Origin of the sequence: Clostridium gasigenes, from assembly GCF_017348895.1 — a bacterium.
GTDB lineage: Bacteria > Bacillota > Clostridia > Clostridiales > Clostridiaceae > Clostridium > Clostridium gasigenes.
This window is the reverse complement of sequence record NZ_CP071376.1, coordinates 2,704,834-2,727,309: the sequence shown is the minus strand read 5'-3', so window position 1 is coordinate 2,727,309 and position 22,476 is coordinate 2,704,834. Positions and strand designations below refer to the sequence as shown.

Annotated in this window: 24 protein-coding genes; 4 read left to right on the top strand and 20 right to left on the bottom strand. The window is 27.2% G+C overall.

Translation table 11 applies throughout. The features are described from left to right. Nucleotide 1 precedes the first annotated feature (1 nt). The 4 genes from J1C67_RS12725 to J1C67_RS12710 form a co-directional block, all read right to left on the bottom strand. On the bottom strand, nucleotides 2–274 hold the full coding sequence (locus J1C67_RS12725) for an ArsR/SmtB family transcription factor (RefSeq protein WP_089965245.1): 273 nt from the start codon (nucleotides 272–274) through the stop codon (nucleotides 2–4). A 910-nt stretch (nucleotides 275–1,184) separates the two neighbouring features. Beyond that, the gene (locus J1C67_RS12720) at nucleotides 1,185–1,958 is read right to left on the bottom strand and encodes a response regulator (protein WP_167867484.1); all 774 of its coding nucleotides are present in this window, start codon (nucleotides 1,956–1,958) and stop codon (nucleotides 1,185–1,187) included. Between the two features lie 90 nt (nucleotides 1,959–2,048). After that, on the bottom strand, nucleotides 2,049–3,086 hold the full coding sequence (locus J1C67_RS12715; protein ID WP_089965242.1) for a pyruvate kinase: 1,038 nt from the start codon (nucleotides 3,084–3,086) through the stop codon (nucleotides 2,049–2,051). 195 nt (nucleotides 3,087–3,281) lie between these two features. After that, nucleotides 3,282–3,722 carry a hypothetical protein gene (locus J1C67_RS12710; protein WP_167867483.1) on the bottom strand — a complete coding sequence of 147 codons (441 nt, stop codon included), beginning with the start codon at nucleotides 3,720–3,722 and terminating at the stop codon, nucleotides 3,282–3,284. Between the two features lie 208 nt (nucleotides 3,723–3,930). Between J1C67_RS12710 and J1C67_RS12705 the strand changes: the two genes are divergently transcribed. Further along, nucleotides 3,931–4,419, top strand: a complete 489-nt coding sequence (locus J1C67_RS12705; RefSeq protein WP_167867482.1) for a DUF4883 family protein — start codon at nucleotides 3,931–3,933, stop codon at nucleotides 4,417–4,419. A 177-nt stretch (nucleotides 4,420–4,596) separates the two neighbouring features. Here J1C67_RS12705 and folK read toward each other — a convergent pair whose 3' ends face one another. From folK to J1C67_RS12670, 7 genes are all read right to left on the bottom strand, one after another. Beyond that, entirely contained in the window at nucleotides 4,597–5,412 is an 816-nt protein-coding gene (gene folK / locus J1C67_RS12700; RefSeq protein ID WP_167867481.1) for a 2-amino-4-hydroxy-6-hydroxymethyldihydropteridine diphosphokinase, read from the bottom strand. A gap of 12 nt (nucleotides 5,413–5,424) precedes the next feature. After that, complete coding sequence (gene folP / locus J1C67_RS12695) at nucleotides 5,425–6,234, bottom strand: dihydropteroate synthase (RefSeq protein WP_167867480.1); 810 nt, start codon at nucleotides 6,232–6,234, stop codon at nucleotides 5,425–5,427. 105 nt (nucleotides 6,235–6,339) lie between these two features. Further along, the gene (locus J1C67_RS12690; RefSeq protein WP_167867479.1) at nucleotides 6,340–6,813 is read right to left on the bottom strand and encodes an HD domain-containing protein; all 474 of its coding nucleotides are present in this window, start codon (nucleotides 6,811–6,813) and stop codon (nucleotides 6,340–6,342) included. A gap of 8 nt (nucleotides 6,814–6,821) precedes the next feature. Then, nucleotides 6,822–7,376: a GTP cyclohydrolase I FolE gene (gene folE / locus J1C67_RS12685; RefSeq protein ID WP_167867478.1), complete on the bottom strand. Its 555-nt coding sequence runs from the start codon at nucleotides 7,374–7,376 to the stop codon at nucleotides 6,822–6,824. A gap of 74 nt (nucleotides 7,377–7,450) precedes the next feature. Then, the gene (locus tag J1C67_RS12680; protein WP_167867477.1) at nucleotides 7,451–8,191 is read right to left on the bottom strand and encodes an aminotransferase class IV; all 741 of its coding nucleotides are present in this window, start codon (nucleotides 8,189–8,191) and stop codon (nucleotides 7,451–7,453) included. Then, nucleotides 8,191–9,531 (bottom strand): aminodeoxychorismate synthase component I, encoded by a 1,341-nt coding sequence (gene pabB, locus J1C67_RS12675; protein ID WP_167867476.1) that lies wholly within the window; start codon nucleotides 9,529–9,531, stop codon nucleotides 8,191–8,193. Before pabB ends, J1C67_RS12680 begins: the two co-directional genes overlap by 1 nt. Before the next feature lie 52 nt (nucleotides 9,532–9,583). Then, nucleotides 9,584–10,168 carry an anthranilate synthase component II gene (locus tag J1C67_RS12670; protein ID WP_167867475.1) on the bottom strand — a complete coding sequence of 195 codons (585 nt, stop codon included), beginning with the start codon at nucleotides 10,166–10,168 and terminating at the stop codon, nucleotides 9,584–9,586. Between the two features lie 152 nt (nucleotides 10,169–10,320). On the opposite strand from J1C67_RS12670, the gene J1C67_RS12665 reads away from it, so the two are divergent. Beyond that, nucleotides 10,321–11,157, top strand: a complete 837-nt coding sequence (locus tag J1C67_RS12665) for a PHP domain-containing protein (RefSeq protein ID WP_167867474.1) — start codon at nucleotides 10,321–10,323, stop codon at nucleotides 11,155–11,157. 119 nt (nucleotides 11,158–11,276) lie between these two features. On the opposite strand, the gene J1C67_RS12660 is transcribed toward J1C67_RS12665, so the two are convergent. The 7 genes from J1C67_RS12660 to J1C67_RS12630 all read right to left on the bottom strand — a co-directional run bounded on the left by J1C67_RS12660 (nucleotide 11,277) and on the right by J1C67_RS12630 (nucleotide 16,425). Beyond that, the gene (locus J1C67_RS12660) at nucleotides 11,277–11,516 is read right to left on the bottom strand and encodes a phage holin family protein (protein WP_089965222.1); all 240 of its coding nucleotides are present in this window, start codon (nucleotides 11,514–11,516) and stop codon (nucleotides 11,277–11,279) included. 150 nt (nucleotides 11,517–11,666) lie between these two features. Further along, the gene (locus tag J1C67_RS12655; RefSeq protein WP_167867473.1) at nucleotides 11,667–13,052 is read right to left on the bottom strand and encodes an aminopeptidase; all 1,386 of its coding nucleotides are present in this window, start codon (nucleotides 13,050–13,052) and stop codon (nucleotides 11,667–11,669) included. Between the two features lie 45 nt (nucleotides 13,053–13,097). Beyond that, nucleotides 13,098–14,009: an HPr(Ser) kinase/phosphatase gene (hprK, locus tag J1C67_RS12650; RefSeq protein ID WP_167867472.1), complete on the bottom strand. Its 912-nt coding sequence runs from the start codon at nucleotides 14,007–14,009 to the stop codon at nucleotides 13,098–13,100. 26 nt (nucleotides 14,010–14,035) lie between these two features. Continuing rightward, nucleotides 14,036–14,245, bottom strand: coding sequence for a DUF896 domain-containing protein (locus J1C67_RS12645; protein WP_089965217.1), 210 nt, complete (start codon nucleotides 14,243–14,245; stop codon nucleotides 14,036–14,038). Between the two features lie 971 nt (nucleotides 14,246–15,216). Then, nucleotides 15,217–15,612 carry a hypothetical protein gene (locus J1C67_RS12640; RefSeq protein WP_167867471.1) on the bottom strand — a complete coding sequence of 132 codons (396 nt, stop codon included), beginning with the start codon at nucleotides 15,610–15,612 and terminating at the stop codon, nucleotides 15,217–15,219. Between the two features lie 13 nt (nucleotides 15,613–15,625). Further along, nucleotides 15,626–15,895 carry a DUF1292 domain-containing protein gene (locus J1C67_RS12635; RefSeq protein WP_089965211.1) on the bottom strand — a complete coding sequence of 90 codons (270 nt, stop codon included), beginning with the start codon at nucleotides 15,893–15,895 and terminating at the stop codon, nucleotides 15,626–15,628. A 224-nt stretch (nucleotides 15,896–16,119) separates the two neighbouring features. Beyond that, a complete protein-coding gene (locus tag J1C67_RS12630) occupies nucleotides 16,120–16,425 on the bottom strand; it encodes a hypothetical protein (protein WP_167867470.1) in 306 nt (101 codons plus the stop codon). 222 nt (nucleotides 16,426–16,647) lie between these two features. Between J1C67_RS12630 and ytaF the strand changes: the two genes are divergently transcribed. Further along, nucleotides 16,648–17,271, top strand: a complete 624-nt coding sequence (ytaF, locus tag J1C67_RS12625; RefSeq protein WP_167867469.1) for a sporulation membrane protein YtaF — start codon at nucleotides 16,648–16,650, stop codon at nucleotides 17,269–17,271. 71 nt (nucleotides 17,272–17,342) lie between these two features. Here the strand turns inward: ytaF and J1C67_RS12620 are convergent, their stop codons facing one another. Both J1C67_RS12620 and J1C67_RS12615 read right to left on the bottom strand, forming a co-directional pair. Beyond that, nucleotides 17,343–18,812 carry an HsdM family class I SAM-dependent methyltransferase gene (locus J1C67_RS12620; RefSeq protein WP_167867468.1) on the bottom strand — a complete coding sequence of 490 codons (1,470 nt, stop codon included), beginning with the start codon at nucleotides 18,810–18,812 and terminating at the stop codon, nucleotides 17,343–17,345. A gap of 135 nt (nucleotides 18,813–18,947) precedes the next feature. Next, a complete protein-coding gene (locus J1C67_RS12615) occupies nucleotides 18,948–20,039 on the bottom strand; it encodes a BMP family lipoprotein (protein WP_167867467.1) in 1,092 nt (363 codons plus the stop codon). A gap of 250 nt (nucleotides 20,040–20,289) precedes the next feature. Between J1C67_RS12615 and J1C67_RS12610 the strand changes: the two genes are divergently transcribed. Further along, the gene (locus J1C67_RS12610) at nucleotides 20,290–22,314 is read left to right on the top strand and encodes a thioredoxin domain-containing protein (protein WP_167867466.1); all 2,025 of its coding nucleotides are present in this window, start codon (nucleotides 20,290–20,292) and stop codon (nucleotides 22,312–22,314) included. Nucleotides 22,315–22,476: the final 162 nt, after the last annotated feature.

The window sequence follows — 22,476 nt, the reverse complement described above, 5'->3', positions numbered from 1 at the left end:
ATTAATTAGTTACTATATTCATCAAAAATAATACTAATCTATTTGCATTTATATTATTTAAGCTATAGTGATTCCAAGTACCTTCTTTTCTAGTGTTCACTAAGCCACTTTCGATTAAAACCTTCATATGATGAGATAATGTTGGCTGTGTAAACTTAAAGCTTTCTAACAATTCACAACCACATTTTTCTTCGCAAGATAATAATTGAACTATTTGAAGTCTATTTGTATCACTTAAAGCTTTAAATATTTTTGCATTATCTTCATATTTCATAGTAACTTTCCCTCCTTTGATAAAGGTGTTTTAATTAAATATACAATACCATCTATATATATTCAAGTTTATTCTTCAATTCAAACAATTTTATTTTCATTACATATACATTTATCAATATATATAATATTTTTTCAAAAAAATCACTATATATATACTAGTCTATTTTGTGCATAAATTGCATCTTTACTTTTCATTTTTTAAATTTCTTAAATTATATCCTTATTAACTAAGTATTTGTTATTAATTAGATTATATAAATAACTTATTTTTCTTTATAACAAAACAGAGCGTACCAAGTACGCTCTGTTAAAAAAAAGGGTATGAGTGTGAAAATACTTATGGGGAATATGTATTTTCAAAAGTTATTTGGGGTTCTATCTAAACTAATTGTTAGTTATTACTAACTTGTAAGTTGTAACTGTGCTCTGTTTAACACCTATGTACTTCTTACAATTACTATATTAAACTATTATTCGACATATTGCAAGTTGTTTTATAATATTTTTTATTTTTCTTTTTGTTATTATACTTCTTTTCATTACTTTGTATTTTTTTTTAACATTTTTATAATTATTTTAAATATTATAAAATAATTTTTGCTTTTATTTGCTTTTTAATTAATTCTATAATATTAGAAAGACTCTATATTGTTTCCTATAGCACCCCATAATCATCATATCAATGATTTAAGTCACTAATTATGATTACGTCTAATATGATACCCGTGTATTTTTTTATACATTAAGAAAGCTTAAAGAAAATAAAAAAAAGACATCTTCTAATTTGAAGATGTCTTTTATATAATATTAAAAAGAAGGATTGTAATGTAAAATTTCTCAACAATCATATAATACCTTAACTTTGTGTCAGTTATGTCACAAAAATTATAATAATTTGTATTATAGTTCTACTTCTCTAACATCATCTGTATTTTCTTATTTAAAGTATATACTCTAATGTTTGATTTTAATTTTGCTATAAATAAATTTTCATTAATAGGCTTGCTTATAATATCATTTGCTCCAACATCTAAAATACTAGCTAATGTCTTAGAATTATCTAGTGCTGTTACTGCTAATATTATTGCTTCTATATTATTAATTCTTAAATTTCTTATTAGATCTTTTCCAAATTCATCTTTCAATATAATATCAATTAAATATATATTATATACTCTCCCACTATTTACAAGTTCTCTACCTGATTCATAAAAATCTACATTTTCAATCTCATGTTTATCAAATATTTCTTTTTGTCTTTCTCTTTCAAACATACTGTCTTCTACTACAGCTATTTTTACTTCTCTTAGGTCATTCATATATTGATCATATTGAAACACATAATTTATATGTTTTCCTATCTCATCTTCAAAATCATTTTTAAGAATATATTCAGTTACTCCTAAATTAATTAAATCTTTCTTTTGAGCATCTATATTATTACTTGTAACTACAAATATAGGTACTTCATATTTACTATTTACTTCTTTTATAAAATCTTCTATATTTCCACCCTCTGGATATAAGCATGTTATTACAAGGTCCACTTTATTATTTCTTAATATACTACTAGCTTCATTAATATCATTAGTAGCGATATATCTATAATTTTTTTCTTCGATTATATTTTTTCCTATTCTTAAGAAGAATTCACTTTGTTCTACGTGTAAAACAGTATACATATTTTTCTCCCCTTTATCCTTTTTGGTATACATATACTATCGTATTATTAGAATATTTCTTTATAGTAACACTAATTATTTTTTTCTATGCTATTCCCCTTCTATTTTTTCATACCTACTAATCACTTCCTTTAAAAATTTTATAGTCTTTGTTGGAGTTCTTCCTATAGATGTTTCTCCTGCTAGCATAAAACCTGAAACTCCTGATTTTACAAATGTATAGATACTTTCTATTTCAGGCAGTGTTGGTCTATCTCCATTTTTCATGCTATTTAACAAATGCGTTGCAATAATAACCGGCGACCCCTTATGCACCAAATCAGTTATAGCCTCATTTTGTAATTCTATAGAATTTAGCATTCCACATTCAGGCACTAAATCGCCTCGACCTATAACTATTCCATCTACTCTATTTGATATAGAATTTAAATTTTCCATTCCTAATTGAGTTTCTACCTTAGCCCATATTTTAGGTTTTTTATATTTATTACTCTTACCAATCTTAGACTTTATATATTTATTTACTATATCAATATCACTTTTATCATCCACATATGATTGACAAATAATATCTATACCTTTACTTAAAGCCCAATCTATATCAGCTTTATCTTTATTTGTTAAGAACACATCACTTTTATCTAGTTCTGGAATATTACATCCTTTTCCACCACGAATAACGCCTCCACTAATCACTTTTGCTTTTATTACACCTTGTTTCTTTTCTATTATTTCAAAATTCATTGTATTATCTTTAAGTGATATATTCTTTATATCACTATTTATTAATGATTCTGCCTTTACTGTTAACGGAATTAATTTCATATCATTCATACTTTCTGTTTCTATTATGCTATAAAAGTCCTCTCCACAAAAATAAACATATTCTCCATCAAATATTTTATAAACCTTAGTAAGATCCTCTGAAATTCTAATTTTTTTCCCACATAAATCTGCTACTATATTTATATCTTTATTAATATCCCTTGCATAATTAACTATCTTATTAAATTCATCCTCATTAAAATGAGAACAATTTAATCTAAATATGTCTGCGCCACTTTCTATAAATTCTTTTAATACATGTCTCTCCATAGATTTAGGGCCTATCGTTGCTATAATATGCATTTTTTGAACTCCTTAAATTGCTAACTTATATTATCTTTATTTAATAAATCATAAAATTATTACATTGATAGATAACTTATTTTTTATTTATTTTATGATTCCTTATATATTGAAACTTCAAAAAGTAAATAATCAATGTGCTAGTCTATTTTTATATCCCTAAATCAAAAATAACTCCCTAATAATTTTAGGGAGTTATTTGCTAAGAGCACCTATTATTTGCTTTATAATATTGTCTACTATTTTAATATTGTCTTCATTATTTTCTCTTAAAGGAATTTTTATATAAACTCCTGGTGAATTCATATTCTTTATTAAATATAAATAAGTCCCATCCTCGCAAGTTATATTTTGAATTTCACCACTTAAACTTTCCTTTACTTTAAAGCTACAAGTTTTAGAGTATTCATTATTGCTATAAAATATTTTACATTCTTCATGATTTTTATTATATTCTATTCCAATATAAAAGCCAATATTAGTGATATTTGCAAGTAATACTTTTTTAAATACTTCCTGACCTTTGTTTTGCCACTTTTCCACTGTTAAATCTACAATTATATTACCACTGTCTTTTATTTTTTCTAACACTCTTTTGCACATGTATTCGTTGTTTACGTCAACTCCAAACTTCAAAAGTTCCCCTCCAAGAAAAATTATTTATACTCCAAGTTATAAATCCTTCTAATATTTAGCTAGAGGGATATATTATTCTTTAGTAAACTCCACCGCAAACTAAGATTCACTTGATAATTACATTTTATTCTTAATTTCTTAATTTGTTCTAAAAAAATATTACTTAGAATAAATTAATAAAGAACTTTTTTATAATTGGAGGATTATTATGAGATACTTAAAATTGATTTTAATTTTAATGATTATTTGTATTATACCTGGATGCACAGTAGCTCAAAACCCTGAGTACATATCACTAAAAACCAAACCAAATACTCATTTTTATACTGGAGAAATTTATAGTAAATTATCTAAAGATGAACCCTATACATTAAAAATATTTGATATGAATGTATATAAATATTTTAATGTAAACACCCGTGAGCATAGTATTGTTCTTGAATTTATAGAAAATTTGAAAGACCCAAATTTCAATATTGAAATAGATTCTAAGTTAGAGCCTCGATATAAATTAATAATTGAATTTGAAGATTCTAAATATGTTATAAATGCCTATAATGAAAAAGAGCTATCTGTATATCCATGGGATGGAACCTTCCCAGAGGATACAATTTCTATGGAAGATGTTCCTGATTATTATAACATTTATAAATTTTGTGAATTTATAACTAAAATATCACAAGGCTATGAGGGTTAAAAATCCAAATAAAAATAGAGAGACTTTGATTTAATTATGTACCTCAGTTATCCTCTAGCATTAAATTGCTATTGAAAATTGAGTCACCTAACGTAACCAACTTCTCTCTATTTATTTTTATTTTTATTTTATTTTTATCAATTTATATTTTTTCTAAGTTCCTCTGCCTTATAACTATTAACCTTTAAGTTCACTTAAAAGTTTAAATACTCTTTTATTTTTTATTGGGTGCAACATGTATGGTGCTATTTCATTTAATGGTTCAAGCACAAAAATTCTTTCTTCCATTCTTGGATGAGGTAATATTATTTCTTCATCACTAGAAATTAAATCATCATAAAAAACCACATCTAAATCTATTATTCTAGGTCCCCATCTTAAAATTCTTTCTCTTTTCATTTCTGCTTCTATTTTAAGTAGTGTTCTTATAAGTTCCTTAGGAGATAGTGTTGTTGATATTTCTATAGCTCCATTTACAAATTCATCTTGATCTTCAATTCCCCAGGGTGCTGTTTCTATTAATGTTGAAACTTTTGAAACTCTTATTTCTTTTATATTTCCAATTCTTTCAATGGATTCTTCTATATTCTTCTTCTTATCTCCAATATTACTTCCTATTGATATATACGCTTTATGCCAAGCTCTTTCAATTTCTACTGCTGCATAATCTAAATGTCTTCCTATTGGTGCCCAAGGCTTCTTTAACATCACTTTAGCGCATTTAACCATATCATAATTGAAAAGTATATATTCAGCTATTTTTTCTACTGCTGTTTCTATTAAATCATAGCTTTCTTTTTTAAATTCTTCTTCTATTTTATGACAAAGCTCTCCATAATGAACTGATTTAGTTAAATCTCCAGTGATGGCAGCTTCTCTCATATCCAATGTTAACTCTAAACTTATTATAAATTTTTGCCCTAATGTTTTTTCTTCTTGAAATACTCCATGATAAGCAAAAATCTCTATATTTTCTAAATATAATTTATCCATAACTCTTTCTCCCTACTTTGCTCTTAATATTGTATCTGTCATTATACAAGCTCTTTTATTTTCTAAAACATCATGCACTCTTATAAAATCACAACCCTTAATTATCCCCATTACAGTTGTAGCAACTGTTCCTTCAACCCTTTCATTTGCTGGTAAATTTAAAGCGAGCCCAATCATAGATTTTCTTGAAGTACCTAGTAGCACAGGATACCCCATTTTCACAATAGTTTCTAGATTATTCATAACAATTAGATTTTCTTCATGGGTTTTTACGAAACCTATACCTGGATCTAACATTATGTTTTCTCTTTTCACCCCTGCATCTAAGGCTATTTTTATACTTTCTTCTAAGTCTGAAATAACATCTTTCATTAAATCTTTATAAGGCTTATTAATTCTGTTATGCATTAATATACAAGGAACTTTGTATTTATTTGCAATGCACGCCATATTATTATCTTTTTTAAATCCCCATACATCATTTATTATATCTGCTCCAGCTTTTATCGCAGCCTCTGCTGTTTTGCTTTTATATGTATCTATTGAAATAGTTATATCCATAGCTTCTTTTATAGCTTTAATTATTGGAACAACTCGTCTTATTTCCTCTTCTTCTGATACAAATGCTGCATTTGGCCTTGTAGATTCACCACCAATATCAATAATATCAACGCCTTCTTCTACCATTTTTTTAGCTCTATTTACAGCTAATTCTATTTCATTAAATTTTCCTCCATCTGAAAATGAATCTGGAGTTACATTTAAAATCCCCATTACAAAAGTTCTTTCCCCTATTTTAAATTCCTTATTTCCTATTTTCATATTTCCTCCTAAGACTCTATTTTACTAGTCACTTAATTCTTTAAAATAACTAATTAATATGCTAGTCTTTTTTAATTATCTCCACATAAATAACTACTCATCTCCCTAAATTATAATCTCCATGTTTTTCTTGCTTTTATCCCAATAACAATCTTTTTGTGAATCACATATAAAACATTTTCTTGAAAGTTTATCACTTTTAGATATTATTTTCGAAAGTTGCGAAGAACCTTCTCCCCTGTGGTCTTTAATAGATTCTATTATTAATTCCTTTTCTTCCAAAGAAAAATCTATTTCATCTAAAATATCTTTTGCTATAATTATAGATCCCATCTCATGGGGCGTTCCATTTTCATATTGAAGAACTCTTCCCATATCATGTAATAAAGCTATGGCATATATCACTTCTTTATTATAATTTAAACCTTCCTCTAAAACTTTTATATAAGCTATTCTTGCTACATCTAAGAAATGTTCCATATTATGTTTGCAAAAAACTCTTTCTTTTTCAATTTCATTAAGTTTATTTAAAAGGTCTTTATATTTCTTATTATACAAAATTTTATTTACTCTTTCCAAAGTATCACCTATTTAATTAAAGAAATTACTTCACGTCTTAGATCTGCATTTTCTTTAAACACACCTTTATATGTAGTTGTTACAGTTTTTGTTCCTGGCTTTTTAACACCTCTCATTGTCATACACATATGCTCTGCTTCAATAATAACCATAACACCTTCTGCATCTAAATACTTCATAACAGCATCTGCAATTTCATTTGTTAATTTTTCTTGAAGTTGTGGCTTCTTCCCGTAAATTTCAACACATCTAGCTAGCTTCGAAAGCCCTGCAACTCTACCATTTGGAATATATGCTATATGTGCTTTCCCGTAAAAAGGCACTAAATGATGCTCACACATAGAGAAAAACGTTATATCTTTTTCTATAACTAAATCATTATTTTCAACTTCAAAAGTTTTTGATAAAACCTCTTCTGCCGTTTGTCCAATTCCTGAAAATATTTCTTCATACATTCTTGCCATTCTATCTGGTGTTTCAAGTAACCCTTCTCTGTTTACATCTTCCCCTATTGCTTCTAATATTAACTTTGCCCCTTGTCTAATCTTTTCTTTATCTACCATTTTTACATCCTCCGTTTTATTCTAGGAATTTTTAATAAAATATTCCATAATTTGATTAGTTATTTTATTTGAATCTACCCTATATACTCTTTATATTTTGATATAATCTTTTTAGTTATATTATTTTCTATGTAACTATTTTCTTTAATTGAAGTTACTTTCATTATTCCAACTAAACTATTAGTAATAAATATTTCATCACTTTCAATCAATTCTTTTAGTGTTATTTCCTTTTCTATCACAGTAAAATTATTTATAATAAAGCTTCTTAAAATACCATTTAAAAGTCCACATTCTACTTTAGGTGTATATATAATTCCTTTTTTAATAATAAATATATTAGATGTGCTACCTTCTGTTACAAATCCTTTTTCATTTAAGAATATAACTTCATTATACCCTTCTTCTTTAGCTTTTTGGTTTTCCATTAAATTTTCTATATAATTAATTGATTTAATATAAGTTAGTGATGAAGTAGAATTTCTTATTACTTTAGACAATTTTAGTTTAAACCCTTTTTTATAATCATCATCTTTATAATTAATTTCTCTTTCTAATATAATTATATTTCTTTGTGTTACTAAAATTTTAACTGCTTTATCTTTTATTTCATACTCTTTTATTTTATTTAACAATTCCTTTTCTTCTATTTTCTCTCCAATTTTCAAAACTTCAATAGCATTATTAAGTCTTTTAATATGCTGCGAAAAAAGTATAGGTTCTTCTTTAACTAAAATAGTCTCAAAGGCACCTCTTCCAAAAAGTAATCCTTCATCTAAAGTTATATTTTCTTCATTGAAATATATATTTCTCATTATAACACCCTCATTAATGCTTTAGCCTTGTCTAGTGTTTCATTATACTCATCTTCTTCAATGGAATCATAGGTTATTCCTCCTCCAACTCCAAAGTATGCCCTATTATCCTTTTTAACTATTGTTCTAATAACTATATTAAAATCTGCATTTCCTCTAAAATCAAAATATCCAATTGATCCTGTATAAATATTTCTTTTAAGCATTTCAAGCTCTTCTATTATTTCCATAGCTCTTATTTTAGGTGTACCAGTTATCGACCCCCCTGGGAAACATTCTTTAATGCACTTAACTGCTGATACATCTCTCTTTAATATTCCTTCTATTGTTGAAACTAGATGAAATACTGTTGCATATTCTTCTAAAGTAAAGATTTCAGTAACTTTTACAGAATGTGGATTGCAAACTTTGCTCAAATCATTTCTTTCTAAATCTACAATCATTAAAAGTTCTGCTTTATCTTTTTCACTATTTAAAAGTTCTTCTTTATTCTTATTATCAGTTTCTTCATTATGCCCTCTAGGTCTTGTTCCCTTTATTGGTCTTGTAGTTACATAGCCTTCCTTTACTTGTATAAATCTTTCTGGAGAAGAACTTATAATTTGAAAATCTTCAAAATTCATAAATGCTGAAAAAGGTGCTTCATTTATAGTTCTTAGTTTTTTATAAATTTCAAAAGAATCCTCATTATTATTACAATAAAATCTTTGTGTCATATTTGCAATATAAACATCACCACTAACTATGTAATCTTTCAAGTCCTTAACTGCCTTTTTATATTCTTCTTTTGTGAAGTTTGAGTAGAATTTATTATTGCTAATTTTAACTTCTTCTTCTATAAGATTAATTCCATCCAAAATTCTACCTTCTATATCTTTAATTCTACTATTTTCTATTCCTAAATCAGTTATAAAAACTTTATTATTAATAATATCAAATATAATAATGTTATTATAAAAAACAAATTTCATATCTGGAATTTGAAAATCTTCCCCTGATATATCTGGTAAATTTTCTAGAATTCTGCCAGTATCATAACCTATATACCCCATGCATCCTGACACTAAGGGTAATTCACTTTCTATTTTAACCTTATATTTTTTTATAAGTTCTTCTAAAACATTAAAAGGATCTCCATTAACCGCTTCATTATTTATATAACTTTTATTTCCCATTGAATAAAAATTCAAAAATGGGTTTACCCCTATAAATGAATATTTTGATAACCTTTTATCTTCTTTTGAACTATCTAAAAATATAGTATCTTTTTCTTCTTTAAATATATTATAAACCTCTAGTGGATTTAACCTTGTATTTATTTCTTTTATAGTGAAATTCATATTACAGTTTTCCTTTCTTAAAGTTTTTAGGTCACTGAAAGAATCAGACTAGTTATTTTTTTGAATCTTTCTTAGTTATTTGAATAAAATTATTTAAAATTTTATGGCCCTCTTCTGTCATCTCTGCTTCAGGATGAAACTGAACCCCATAAATCTCATACTCTTTATGTTTAATCCCCATAATTACACCATCTTCTGTTTTACAAGTAATTTCAATTTCTTTTGGAATATCTTCATTCTTAACTATTAAAGAATGGTATCTTGTAACTCTAAGTGGATTTTTAACATTTTCAAATATCCCCTTATTATTATGACTTACATAACTTATCTTTCCATGTACAGGCTCTATCCCCCTTACTATTTCCCCTTTGAAATATTGTCCTATACACTGATGTCCAAGGCAAATTCCTAGTATTGGTATCTTTCCTTTAAATCTATTTATTATTTCTAAGCTTAATCCAGCTTCATTTGGCGATTTTGGCCCTGGTGAAATAATTATTCCATCTATTTCAAGTTTTTCTATTTCCTCAATTGTTATTTTATCATTTCTATATATCAAAACTTCCTCGCCTAATTCCTCAATGTATCTTACCAAGTTAAATACAAATGAATCATAATTATCTATCATTAATAACATAGTATCCCCCCTAGCCTCAGTAACTTTCTATATTTTTAGCTCCATTAGTATTTTAAACATTTTATCTTTTATGTTAAAATAAATATAATGTTTAAATTATATCATAGCTTTTAGTCTTAAAAAACTATAAGTTTAAAGGAGTGTTATTAATTATGAGTATATATGACCTACATACCCATTCAACAAGCTCTGACGGGAAGTTTTCACCAAAGGATGTAGTTAAGCAAGGATTTGAAAATGGAGTCAAATATCTCGCACTAACAGATCATGATACTGTATCTGGAATTTTCGAAGCTTCTGAAGAGGCAAAAAAACTTGGCATAACATTAATTCCTGGAATCGAATTATCTACTGAGCACAATGGAGAATCTATTCATATTCTTGGTTTTTTTAAAGGTGATGATTATAAAAACCCAGAGTTATTAGAAATTCTTGATAAAATTAAGCAACATAGAATTGAACGTGCCTATAAAATTGTTGAAAAACTAGAAAAATATTTTAAAATAACTCTAGATATTAATAAGGTTCTAGCTGGGGGTACAGATACAATTACTAGACCTCACATAGCTAAAGCTATAATTTATGCTGGCTACCCTTATGATACAACTTACATATTTAATAATATTATAGGAAATGATTGCAGGGCTTATGTAGCTTCCACAAAAATGTCTACTGAAGAAGGAATTGGAATTCTTAAAAGATTTAATGCTTTTGCATTTTTAGCTCATCCTATATATATTAAAAAGACTCCGCTTAAAGAAATGTTAAAATTTGATTTTGATGGTATTGAAGCACTTTATGCCCAAAATACTGAAGAACAAACAAATAATCTTTTAGAAATAGTAAAAACAAAGAAACTTTTTACTTCTTGTGGTTCTGATTGCCATGGTGTTTTAAATGATCCAAAACATTCTGTAATAGGTGAAATATATATTAATCCTATTATTCCCATTGATGAACTACTTAATTGGGTTACTAGTATTAAATAATTAAGTCATATTCAAAAAAAATAATACAAGAGTTTTTTTAAAATAACAAATCAGAAATACTGAAGGTATTTTAAAAATATCTAAAGCCTGTAGCAATGCGCTACAGGCTAATATTTTAACTATTTATTTTCTTCAGGTAGTTGCGCTTCTTTTTTATCATCATTAAACCATTTTGTAGATGTTGTTGGATTACTTACAACCCCAAGTGCTACTAATGTTGATAAAATAGTGTTTGTTATTAATTGGTACTGCTCTGCTACTACCTCTACTCCACATGCATTTAATAAAAGTGGTATTAAGGCTATAATCGAAACCCACAGACCATAATTTTTAAATCTTGACCAGTCAAAACTCTTCATAAAAAGACCCTCCCTTTTTTCATTTATACTACATTATATTCATACAATGTAAATCCTGTGAAAAAGAAGGGTCTTTTTGTATTAGCTACATTTAAATAAATATAATGCCCTACTGACTTACTATTCATTTAAATGTCCTTTATTAAAACTTTATTCTGCTTTTAAGAAGGCTCTGTAGCCTTTCATTGTTTCATAAATATCAACTTTACTTGCAACTTCCCATGGTGCATGCATATTATGAAGTGCTACTCCACAATCTATAACTTCCATATTGTACTGAGCTAAAATATAAGCTATAGTACCGCCACCACCTTGATCTACTTTTCCAAGTTCTGCAGTTTGATAAGATACATTCTCACTATCCATTACATCTCTAAGCCATGCCATAAATTCCGGATTGGCATCATTACAACCACTTTTACCTCTTGACCCAGTATATTTACTAAATACCAGTCCTCTCCCAAAGTATGCTGTATTTCTTTTTTCTGAAACATTTGGATAATTAGGATCATAAGCTACTGATACATCCGCTGATAACATTTTTGAATTTGATAGTCCACGTCTTAAATTAAGCTCAGAGTATTCCCCTGCTCTATCCATAAGTTCAGCTACTATATTTTCAAAGAATCTTGAATGCATTCCAGTTGCCCCTTGGCTTCCTACTTCTTCTTTATCCACTAGTAAAACTGCTGAAGTATATTCTACTTGGTCTAATTCTAGTAATGCCATTATAGATGTGTAAGCACAAACTCTATCATCTTGACCATAAGCCATAATCATGCTCTTATCTAATCCATAATCTCTTGATTTACCAGCTGGCACTACTTCTATTTCTGCTGACATAAAATCTGCTTCTTCAAAATCATACTTTTCTTTCAAAAGATTTAATATGTTCTTTTTAACAGCATCTTTTTCTTCACCTACAGCAGGTATGTTTCCAACTAATATGTTTAAATCTTCCCCTGCAATAACTTCATTTGCTTTCTTTTGTAGTTGCTCTCCAGCTAAATGAACTAAAAGATCTGAAACTCCAATTACAGGATCATTATCATCTTCACCAATTACAACATCAATTTTAGTTCCATCTTTCTTAATAACAACTCCATGTAATGATAAAGGAGTTGCAACCCATTGATATTTTTTAATTCCACCATAATAGTGAGTTTCCATTAAAGCTAGCTCTCCATCTTCATATAATGGATTTTGCTTTAAATCCAATCTTGGTGAATCTACATGTGATCCTATTATTCTCATACCATCTTTAATAGGATTTTTCCCAATTAAAAATGCTACTAATGTTTTATCTTTATTATTTGAGTACACTTTATCTCCTGGTTTTAAAGTTTCACTATTTTCTATTATTTCATCTAAATCCCTATATCCCATAGCTTCAATCATATCTATAGCAGTTAATACTGATTCCCTTTCTGTTTTACATACTGATGTATATTCTTTATAACCATTACAGAAATCAAATATTTCTTCTATTCCATTCTCATCATACTTTAACCAAGCATTCTTATCTTTATCACTCATATTTAACCCTCCTACATTTAAATATTATTTAGTCATCTTGTTAGTTTATTCCTCATCAGGTTTTCCCATTCTACTTTCTATAATATCTACAGGAGTAACTTCAGACATTAATGAATATCTGTAATTTACTGCGGCCGCTTCTATTATCACAGCTATATTCCTACCTGGTCTTACTGGAATTCTTAATCTTCTAACTTTAACGCCTAGTATTTCTTGATATTCTTTATCAAGCCCTAATCTATCATAATCTCCATCATCTTTCCAGTGCTCAAAATGCATTATTAGTGTAACACCCTTTGATTGCAATATTGAACTTAACCCATACAACGATGATACATCTATAATACCTATTCCTCTAACCTCTAACATCCCTATAGTTATCTTAGGCGATGTTCCTATTAAGTCCCCATCAATTTCTCTAATATCTACTGCATCATCCGTTATAAGTCTATGGCCTCTTTTTATAAGTTCTAAAGCCGTTTCACTTTTACCTATACCACTTTCACCAGTTATTAAAATTCCAATTCCATAAACATCAACTAATACTCCATGTAATCTTGTTTCTGGTGCAAGCTTATCTGCAAGATATATTGTAAGTTTGCTCATAAATTTAGTTGTTACAAGCTTACTTCTTAATATCCATATTTTATTTTTTTTAGCTGCTTTCATAACTTCCTCGTGGGGTTCTAACCCTCTTGTAATTATTAAACACTTTAAATTAAAGCTAAAATATTTATTAATTCTTTTTTTTCTTAGTTCTATTTGCATATCATCTAAAAAGCTCCACTCAGCCTTACCTATAACTTGTATTCTTTCTGGAGAAAAATAGTTATAAAAACCTGCTAATTGTAACCCGGGTCTATTAATATCATTTACTGATACCATAGTATCTTTTTCTCCTGATCCCAAAACTTCTAGATCAAAGTCTTTTATTAGTTTTTCTACTGTAACTGACATTCATCATCACCCTTTAATTATTAGTTTTATTTTTTTAAAGATGGTTTAACCGGATTATTTGGCTTAACTCCATCTAATTGAACTTTAAAATTCGACTTAATATTATCTATATATACTCTTCTTAGGTTTTCTTGTTCTACTTTTTCCTCTTCACTTAACCCTTCTTCTTTTGACTTCTTATATAACTCATTTATCATCTTTATTATATCATCTATTTTAGTATCTTTGTAATCCATATCATTTTCTCCTTTTTTTCCTTTTGTTTATTTATTATCTATGTATATATTTTACCTTCTATTTACTTTAATATCAACTTATAAAAATTCGACATTTTATATTTTTTACATTTTGTTACTTAAATTCCATTTTATTTGACATTTGTGGTAAGTTAGTTTTTTATCGACAAGGACTTTTTTATTTTTTTTAATTTACAGGATAGCATTTGTAACTATTTGCATTTTTTTGTAGCTATTTGTAAAACGGTTTTGTTTTACATTTTTATCCTATTTGATATAATTATGTTACAAACAATAATATTTTGTAATATTTAAAGAGGTGATATTAATGATTAACCGTTCTCTTGAAAAAGATATAATAATAAGAAAAAAGCTTTTAAATTTTCTTTTAAAATTTTTTTCTCCACGAAATAGACTTATACTTTATCTTTCACAAAACTTAGACAGGCTAGTTTATACAAGTCAAAAAATACTTTACATTAACCATATTAAAAATGAATCAACCCCTAATTGCCTAACTATATCCAAAGACTTAAAAAGGTTGAAAAAAATTGCTTAGATATATTTTAATATTTAATAAATTGTTTATAATTAAAAATAACTTATGAAATTTAAAACTTGCAAGGTTTTATTTTATCCTAGGTTATTTTTTATATTCAAAAATATAAAAAAACACCCCATATAAAATGAGGTGCTAAATGCATATGCTATTCCCGAAATGCCGGTGGCTTAGATATTCATACCTGCGTCTCGCAGGTGGGTTAAGCTCACTTTACCTCTGCCATCTTCTGCCGCTAAAAAGCGAATTTTTGAAGCCCGGCATATTTAAAAGCTATCGCAAATCCCGAATAATTAATGTAGGTTGAACATCTCAAGCTTAGCGCACATCCTAGGATTTAGTATGACTTTATTATAGCATATATTATTAATATTTCAAGTATATTTTTTAATTCAAACCTTAACTATATATATTAAATGAAATCCTTTACTGCTTCCTCTATTGTTAACGTATTCTCTCTTTCTGTAAATAATGCCATAAATTGAACAAAATTAGAATTTTTATTATCTATTTGGAATGCCATAAGTTCCCCTTCAATATCTATTTCTTCTACTATTTCTTCTACTATTTCTAATACTTCATCGTTTGCATAATCATAAAGATATGGTATAAAATACTCCGAGAACCATTCTTTACTTTCAAATTCATAATCACTTTCTTCATTTGAATAAGCTTTTGCCGCATTTAAAACTACATTATCAAAATCAAAATAGAACTTTACTAATATATGATCCTCTTCATTTTTTAATTCTTCAATTTCTGATAAACCATTTTTTTCTAATATGCTTAATATTTCTGTACTTTTCATATTTTTACACCCCTTAATATAATAATTTTTTATATTCTTTTTTTACAGCTATAAATTCTTTATCATCTTCTACAATATTTAGTTCTTCTTTTCCATCTATTTCATCCATTCTAAAAACAAAAACATCTTCTGATTCTTCATCATTCATTGGTGCTAATAAAAGATATCCCTGCTTTTCTAAATATATTTCAGCTATTGCTTCAAATTGTACCTTATTTCCATCTTCATCTAAGAATGTTCTTATAACTCTTTCTTCTTCTATTTCTACATTTGTTTCATCCATAATAATTATCTCCTCTTTAAACCTCTTTAAAATATTTTATTGTAATTATACTTTATTATTCTATATATTAAAATATATTTTTGCTACAAATTTTTATATTTTTTCCTTCAATTTTCGATAAAAAAAATAACAATCCACTATGCTAATCTATTTTGCATTATACTTCATTCATAGAAGCCACAAAATATATATCACACCTTGTATTATTATTTTTTTTAAGATACCTAAATTTTTATTAATCTATATACTGGTATCTCTTTTTGTAAATTTCCTTTTCTAAAAATTATTGTTCCATAATAATTTTCTGAAAAGCTCCAGCCTTCCATTAGCATATATTCTTTAAAATTTTCTATTTTCATTTCTTCATTGCTTGCTTCTATAAAGTAATTATTTGAAAAATAAGACTTAGCAACTTTACTTTCTGTTAAGTTTATTTTCGCTATAAGAAATAAATCATTTCCAATTACAATCATAATAACTAATATCAAAACTATTTTCATTGACTTAATAGATTTTCCCCATCTACTCATATTTTTTAACTCTTCCCATTCGTTTCACATTTTAATTTAAGGCACCTTGGCTTATTTTTTCAAATGCCTAAATGTAAATTTATAAACTTATTATTTTTATTAAGCCATCCCTATATTTTATAAAATATAGTTTGCAAATGATATTATAACACATTTTTTGTCACTAAAGTCCTATTATTTTCATAAATTATTATTAATTACAATAATTTACGAGGTGTTTTTATGTTTGCATCACTATTATTAGCGTTATCCATATCACTAGATTCTTTCGTAGCTAGTATTGCATATGGAACTAATAAAATTAAAATTCCTTTAAAATCGGCTTTAATTATCGATATAGTTTCCGCTTTAGTTTTAGGCTTTTCATTAGCTATTGGATCAATAATAAAAGATTTTATTCCTGGAAATATAGCTGTGATTTTTAGTTTTACAATTTTGCTTTGGCTTGGTATTTATAGACTATTTGAATGTATATTTAAAGGTTATATACTAAAACGTTCAAATTCACATAAACCTTTAACTTTCAAGTTATTTGACTTTAAATTTGTAATGGAAGTTTATGCAGATGAAATAAAAGCCGACTTTGACAATTCAAAAACTCTTAGTCCTAAAGAAGCATTTTATTTATCCCTTGCACTTTCATTAGATAGTTTAGCCGTTGGTTTTGGAAGTAGTTTAATAACTATTAATCTTATACAGGTTATATTTTTTTGTTTGATTATAGGTATTATTTCAATCTTACTAGGTGTATTTATAGGCAGAAAATTCGTTGAAAAAATGAATTTTAATCTTTCTTGGCTTTCTGGAGTATTGCTAATAGTTTTAGCATTTATGAGAATTTTATAAAATTTATATACCTAATGGTAGCTGAAAATCTTCTCACTTTTAGCTACCTAATATTTTTCAACCTTTTATTTTTAAACTTTCTTAACTATCTTTTTTTCAAATTCACTTACTTTTCTTATAGTTTCTTCTGATAATTTACAAGCTTTATATACTATTGAATTAATATTAATTAATGAATTACTTATATCTTCGCCTTCCTTAGCCTGTGTATATGCTTCTTTAGACAACTTACTAAGTTCCTCTTTCTCTAGCTTTGTAAAGTTTATCAATGGAATTCTTGAAACATATCCCGATGTAATCATATTACTTCTTAATAATATTCCTCTTACTAAATATGTAACTAGCGATGAATTTAAGTAAGCCATCAGCCACCATGAATCTTCTTCTTTACATATAATATTAGGATTAACTCCAAAAGCACTACCTTTTGGAAGTTTAGCTGCAGTAAAATTCACTCCTACTGATGAACATGTTATTCCAGGTAAAAATAATAATTCTTTATTTCTAACCATAAAATTTTTAATATCTTTTTGTATTTCCAAAAAACTCTTATGTATGTATATGTAGTTATTTGTATAAAATCTATTGTTTCCAGGATTTTTATAGTAAGGTATTATATATGGTTCTATTTTTTCAGTTGATAAATACTTTTTATCATTTCCAGTTGATATTCCTGTTACACATTTGAATTCATTTGAAATTCTCTCCATTTTAAATATTTTTTTAATTTCTTCATTACAGTCTATAATAAATTCAAGATTATCATAAGGCGTATCTAATAGTATATTTTTAAGGCTAGTTATATTTTCACTACCACTTCCACCTTCTATAAGTTCTCTAAATTCTTTTGTAGATGTTACTCTATTATTTACTCTAATATATTTTTGATTTTTTATTCCCTTTTGTAAAATTATTATACTAGTTCTTACATCGGCCCCTTGCTCCTTAAATAAATCTGTTGGACACATTGTTATTTCATGAATTGCACATTCTTTAACTATTTTTCTTCTTAATGATTCATGATATTTTGCCGTGAAAAATGAATCATGTGTAATTAATCCAATAATTGCATTAGGTTTTGCTAAATCAATTATAGCTGAAATAAACATGCTATATGTATTATAAATTCCTACATCACTAAAAATCTTTTTAAGATCCGTCTTGTTGCCCTTTATTAATTCTACTTCATGACAATTATATGGAGGATTTGCAATAAAGTAATCATATTTTAGCTGCATATTATTTAATTTTTTATTTTTCCTATCTCCATAAAATCTTAAAAAATCTTTTTCTTTAAAATTACATTTATAATTATGGCTATATGTATTTATATCAAATCCGTCTATTAGCATACTCTCTTTTAAAAATATGTTAAGAAGTTCTTCTTTGCCACAACATGGATCTAAAACTTTTTTACCAGAAGGATTAATTTCTAGCATTCTTTTGGAGACATAATCTGCTACAAACCTCGGTGTTGAATAATATCCTGATTCTCTTTTATCAATATTATCCTCTACTACTTGTTTTTTACCTCTTCCCATAAACTGGTCTCCTCTCTTGTACAGAGTCTATACTATTATACACCTCTTTAGTCATTTTAAAAAAATAAGTTGCTTAATAATTAAATATCCATTATTTACAACAATTTTTAAGACTTGGATCCAATCAAGTCTTTATTATTTTATTAAGTCGCCTTTTTCTGCTGATACTTTTATATCACCCGATTTAATTTTTCCATATATCTCATCAACTTTTTTCATTGTATCTTCGGTTAGGTTTGGATTTTTTTTTGGTATACCTACACCATCATTTTTAACATCATAAATTAAAATTTTTCCACCTTGAAATTTTTCTTCAGTAGCATCTTTAATCATATTATAAGTTACACTGTCTAGGTTCTTAATGGCTGAAGTTATAACAACCGATTGCTTACCTTTATATATGCCACTATCATATTGATCTTTATCAGCACCAACTATCCAAGCTTCTTTACCTAAACTAGCTCTTTCTTTAGCTTCGTTTATAGCGCCATTACATAAGTTGCCAGCAGCACAGAATATAGCTTTAACTCCTCTATCATACATTTCAGCAGCTAATTGTTGAGCTTCAGCAACATTAGTAAATGAACCTTGGTATATAATATTTTCTGATTTTAATTCTATGTTAGTTCCTAAGTTAGAATTTGCATATTTTATACCTTGTTGGAATCCCCAATTAAATCTTTGTACTGGTGGTGTTTCCATTCCTCCAATAAACCCTACATTGCCATCTTTCATTTTAAGAGCTGTTGCCACCCCTGCTATAAAACCAGCTTCATGTTCTGCGAATAATATCGAAACTGTGTTATCTCCAACTTTTACTTTTTCACCAGCTATTCCACCTTCAACAGGAGATCCATCTAATAAAACAAATTTTATGTCTTTATATTTTTCTTGAGCTTTGAATATAGTAGTCCGAAATGCAAATCCTGGAGTTACTATAAAGTTAAATCCCAAATCAACTAATCTATCAATTGCTTTAGTATATTCATCTTCTGTTTCGCTAAGTGATTTTAAATATTTACTATCTAAATTGAAATCTTTTGCTGCTCTTTCTATACCTTCCCAAGTACCTTGATTAAATGATTTATCATCAATATTATTTGAATCTGTAACCATACCAACTTTAACATCTCCTTTTATTATGGTTTGAGATTCTGCCGTATTTCCAAACCCAGCAAACATAGTAGTAACTACTGCAACTAAAGCTATAAGTCTTTTTTTGTCCATAAAAATTTTTCCTCCTATATAAAAATTTGATTATTAACATTACTTGAATTATGATAAATAAAAATCCACCTTAACCTTTATGTATATATAAGTTGTAATTAATAAAATTTATTATTTATAAACTTGTATTTATGTTACCCAACAAATAGTAAAAATAATTAAATATCACTTAATTTTTATCTGCAACATACTTTTATAAGTTATAATAATTATAAATTTAGGCAGAATAATACTTAGGAGGTGTTCGAATTTGAATAAAAAAACAAATCATTTAATTAAAGAAAAATCACCTTATCTTCTTCAACATGCTTATAATCCAATTAACTGGTTTAGTTGGTCAGGTGAGGCTTTTGAAAAATCTAAGGCAGAAAACAAGCCTATCTTTTTAAGCATTGGATATAGCACTTGTCATTGGTGCCACGTTATGGCTCATGAAAGCTTTGAAGATATTGAAGTCGCTGATTTAATGAATAATAATTTCATAGCTATTAAGGTTGATAGAGAAGAACGCCCTGATATAGACAGTATATACATGACAGTTTGCCAGCGTCTTACAGGACAAGGCGGATGGCCTTTAACAATACTTATGACCCCTGATCAAATACCATTTTATGCAGGAACTTATTTTCCAAAGGATAATAAATATGGGAAACCCGGTTTGCTTCAAATCCTTAAATCCATAGGTAGCAAATGGTGTACTTCTAAGGATGAAATTATTCAATCTGGAAATAGAATACTAGAGTCTATAAAAGATGATTTTTCTCCAGAAAATTCTAGTGAAGAATTAACAAAAACACCTGTTAAAGATACATTTTTATTATCTAGCCAAATGTTTGATTCAACTAATGGTGGTTTTGGAGATGCTCCAAAGTTCCCATCTGCTCATAAATTAATGTTTTTATTAAGATTTGGTATTAATGAAAATATGATAAATCCTTTAGAAATGGTGGAGAAAACTCTTAATTCAATGTTTAAAGGTGGTATTTATGACCATATAGGATATGGTTTTTCTAGATATGCTACAGATGAAGCATGGCTTATTCCCCACTTCGAAAAAATGTTATATGATAATGCACTTTTATTAATAACCTATTTAGAAACATATGAGCAAACTAAAAACCCTTTATACAAAACCATATGTGTAAATACATTTGAATATATTCTAACTCAAATGGCAAGTGAGGAAGGTGGTTTTTATTCTGCTGAAGATGCTGATAGTGATGGAATTGAAGGTAAATTTTATGTATTTAACCCAGCTGAAATCCTAGTACTTCTTGGTGATGAAGATGGAGCTTACTTTAATAATTACTATGGGGTTACTCCAGAAGGTAATTTTGAAGGTTCAAACATTTTAAACTTAATAGATAACTATGCTTATAATAAAGAAGATGAAAAAATAAAGTCTCTTAGAGATAAAGTCTTTGAATATAGAAATTTAAGAACTAAACTTCATAAGGATGATAAAATACTAACATCTTGGAATGCTTTAATGATTACAGCTCTTGCAAAAGGATATAAAGTTTTAGGAGATGAAAAATATCTTCACGCTGCAAAAAAAGCTTTAAACTTTATTAAAGAAAAACTAACTAATGATAATGGTAGATTACTTGCCCGGTTTAGGGATGGTGATTCTAAATACTTAGGCTATTTAGATGATTATGCATACCTAGTTTGGTCATTAACGGAACTTTACAATTCTACTTTTGATGTTAAATATTTAAAAGAAGCTTTAAAACTTAATAAAGATATGATTGATTTATTTTGGGATACAAAAAATCATGGCTTCTTCCTAAATGGTAGGGATTCTAAAACTTTAATTGCTAACCCTAAGGATATTTATGATGGTGCATTGCCTTCAGGGAACTCTGTCGCAAGTTTTAACTTAGTTAAGCTATACAAATTAACGGCCGATAAAAATTTAGAAGAATACGCCTTTAAACAGCTTACTGCTTTCTATGGAACAGTTAAAAAAATGCCTATTGGTTATAGTTTTTATGTTATAGCTTTAATGGAAATGCTTTATCCTTCAAAAGAATTAGTAGTAGTTGCTAACGATAATAGCGAATTAGAAGCTCTTAAAATCACTTTGAAAAATAAATTCACACCTAATTTAACAATTGTAGTTAAAACTAAAGAAAATGAAAAAGAACTAGAAAACCTAATTCCATTTACTAAAAACTATACTATGAAAAATGATAAAACCACTTATTATTTATGTACTAATGGTTCATGTAATACACCATCAAATAATTTAAATGAAATTACGCTTTCTTAGCGTTAAGTTATTTTTTAATAAGACTTATTTATAAATAAACAACAAATAAGTCTTATTGTATAGTTAAAGAGAATTTAATATTACTTCATTTTTTCTGAATTACTTATATAACTATCACCTAAGTTTATTTGAAACTAGGAAAAACTTATGCTATACTCAACT

What these genes read in the sequence shown, in the direction of transcription:
- J1C67_RS12725 (WP_089965245.1), bottom strand. Translation starts at nt 274, where the DNA reads ATGAAATATGAAGATAATGCAAAAATATTTAAAGCTTTAAGTGATACA.
- J1C67_RS12720 (WP_167867484.1), bottom strand. Translation starts at nt 1,958, where the DNA reads ATGTATACTGTTTTACACGTAGAACAAAGTGAATTCTTCTTAAGAATA.
- J1C67_RS12715 (WP_089965242.1), bottom strand. Translation starts at nt 3,086, where the DNA reads ATGCATATTATAGCAACGATAGGCCCTAAATCTATGGAGAGACATGTA.
- J1C67_RS12705 (WP_167867482.1), top strand. Translation starts at nt 3,931, where the DNA reads ATGAGATACTTAAAATTGATTTTAATTTTAATGATTATTTGTATTATA.
- folK (WP_167867481.1), bottom strand. Translation starts at nt 5,412, where the DNA reads ATGGATAAATTATATTTAGAAAATATAGAGATTTTTGCTTATCATGGA.
- folP (WP_167867480.1), bottom strand. Translation starts at nt 6,234, where the DNA reads ATGAAAATAGGAAATAAGGAATTTAAAATAGGGGAAAGAACTTTTGTA.
- folE (WP_167867478.1), bottom strand. Translation starts at nt 7,376, where the DNA reads ATGGTAGATAAAGAAAAGATTAGACAAGGGGCAAAGTTAATATTAGAA.
- J1C67_RS12680 (WP_167867477.1), bottom strand. Translation starts at nt 8,191, where the DNA reads ATGAGAAATATATATTTCAATGAAGAAAATATAACTTTAGATGAAGGA.
- pabB (WP_167867476.1), bottom strand. Translation starts at nt 9,531, where the DNA reads ATGAATTTCACTATAAAAGAAATAAATACAAGGTTAAATCCACTAGAG.
- J1C67_RS12670 (WP_167867475.1), bottom strand. Translation starts at nt 10,168, where the DNA reads ATGTTATTAATGATAGATAATTATGATTCATTTGTATTTAACTTGGTA.
- J1C67_RS12665 (WP_167867474.1), top strand. Translation starts at nt 10,321, where the DNA reads ATGAGTATATATGACCTACATACCCATTCAACAAGCTCTGACGGGAAG.
- J1C67_RS12660 (WP_089965222.1), bottom strand. Translation starts at nt 11,516, where the DNA reads ATGAAGAGTTTTGACTGGTCAAGATTTAAAAATTATGGTCTGTGGGTT.
- J1C67_RS12655 (WP_167867473.1), bottom strand. Translation starts at nt 13,052, where the DNA reads ATGAGTGATAAAGATAAGAATGCTTGGTTAAAGTATGATGAGAATGGA.
- hprK (WP_167867472.1), bottom strand. Translation starts at nt 14,009, where the DNA reads ATGTCAGTTACAGTAGAAAAACTAATAAAAGACTTTGATCTAGAAGTT.
- J1C67_RS12645 (WP_089965217.1), bottom strand. Translation starts at nt 14,245, where the DNA reads ATGGATTACAAAGATACTAAAATAGATGATATAATAAAGATGATAAAT.
- J1C67_RS12640 (WP_167867471.1), bottom strand. Translation starts at nt 15,612, where the DNA reads ATGAAAAGTACAGAAATATTAAGCATATTAGAAAAAAATGGTTTATCA.
- J1C67_RS12635 (WP_089965211.1), bottom strand. Translation starts at nt 15,895, where the DNA reads ATGGATGAAACAAATGTAGAAATAGAAGAAGAAAGAGTTATAAGAACA.
- J1C67_RS12630 (WP_167867470.1), bottom strand. Translation starts at nt 16,425, where the DNA reads ATGAGTAGATGGGGAAAATCTATTAAGTCAATGAAAATAGTTTTGATA.
- ytaF (WP_167867469.1), top strand. Translation starts at nt 16,648, where the DNA reads ATGTTTGCATCACTATTATTAGCGTTATCCATATCACTAGATTCTTTC.
- J1C67_RS12620 (WP_167867468.1), bottom strand. Translation starts at nt 18,812, where the DNA reads ATGGGAAGAGGTAAAAAACAAGTAGTAGAGGATAATATTGATAAAAGA.
- J1C67_RS12615 (WP_167867467.1), bottom strand. Translation starts at nt 20,039, where the DNA reads ATGGACAAAAAAAGACTTATAGCTTTAGTTGCAGTAGTTACTACTATG.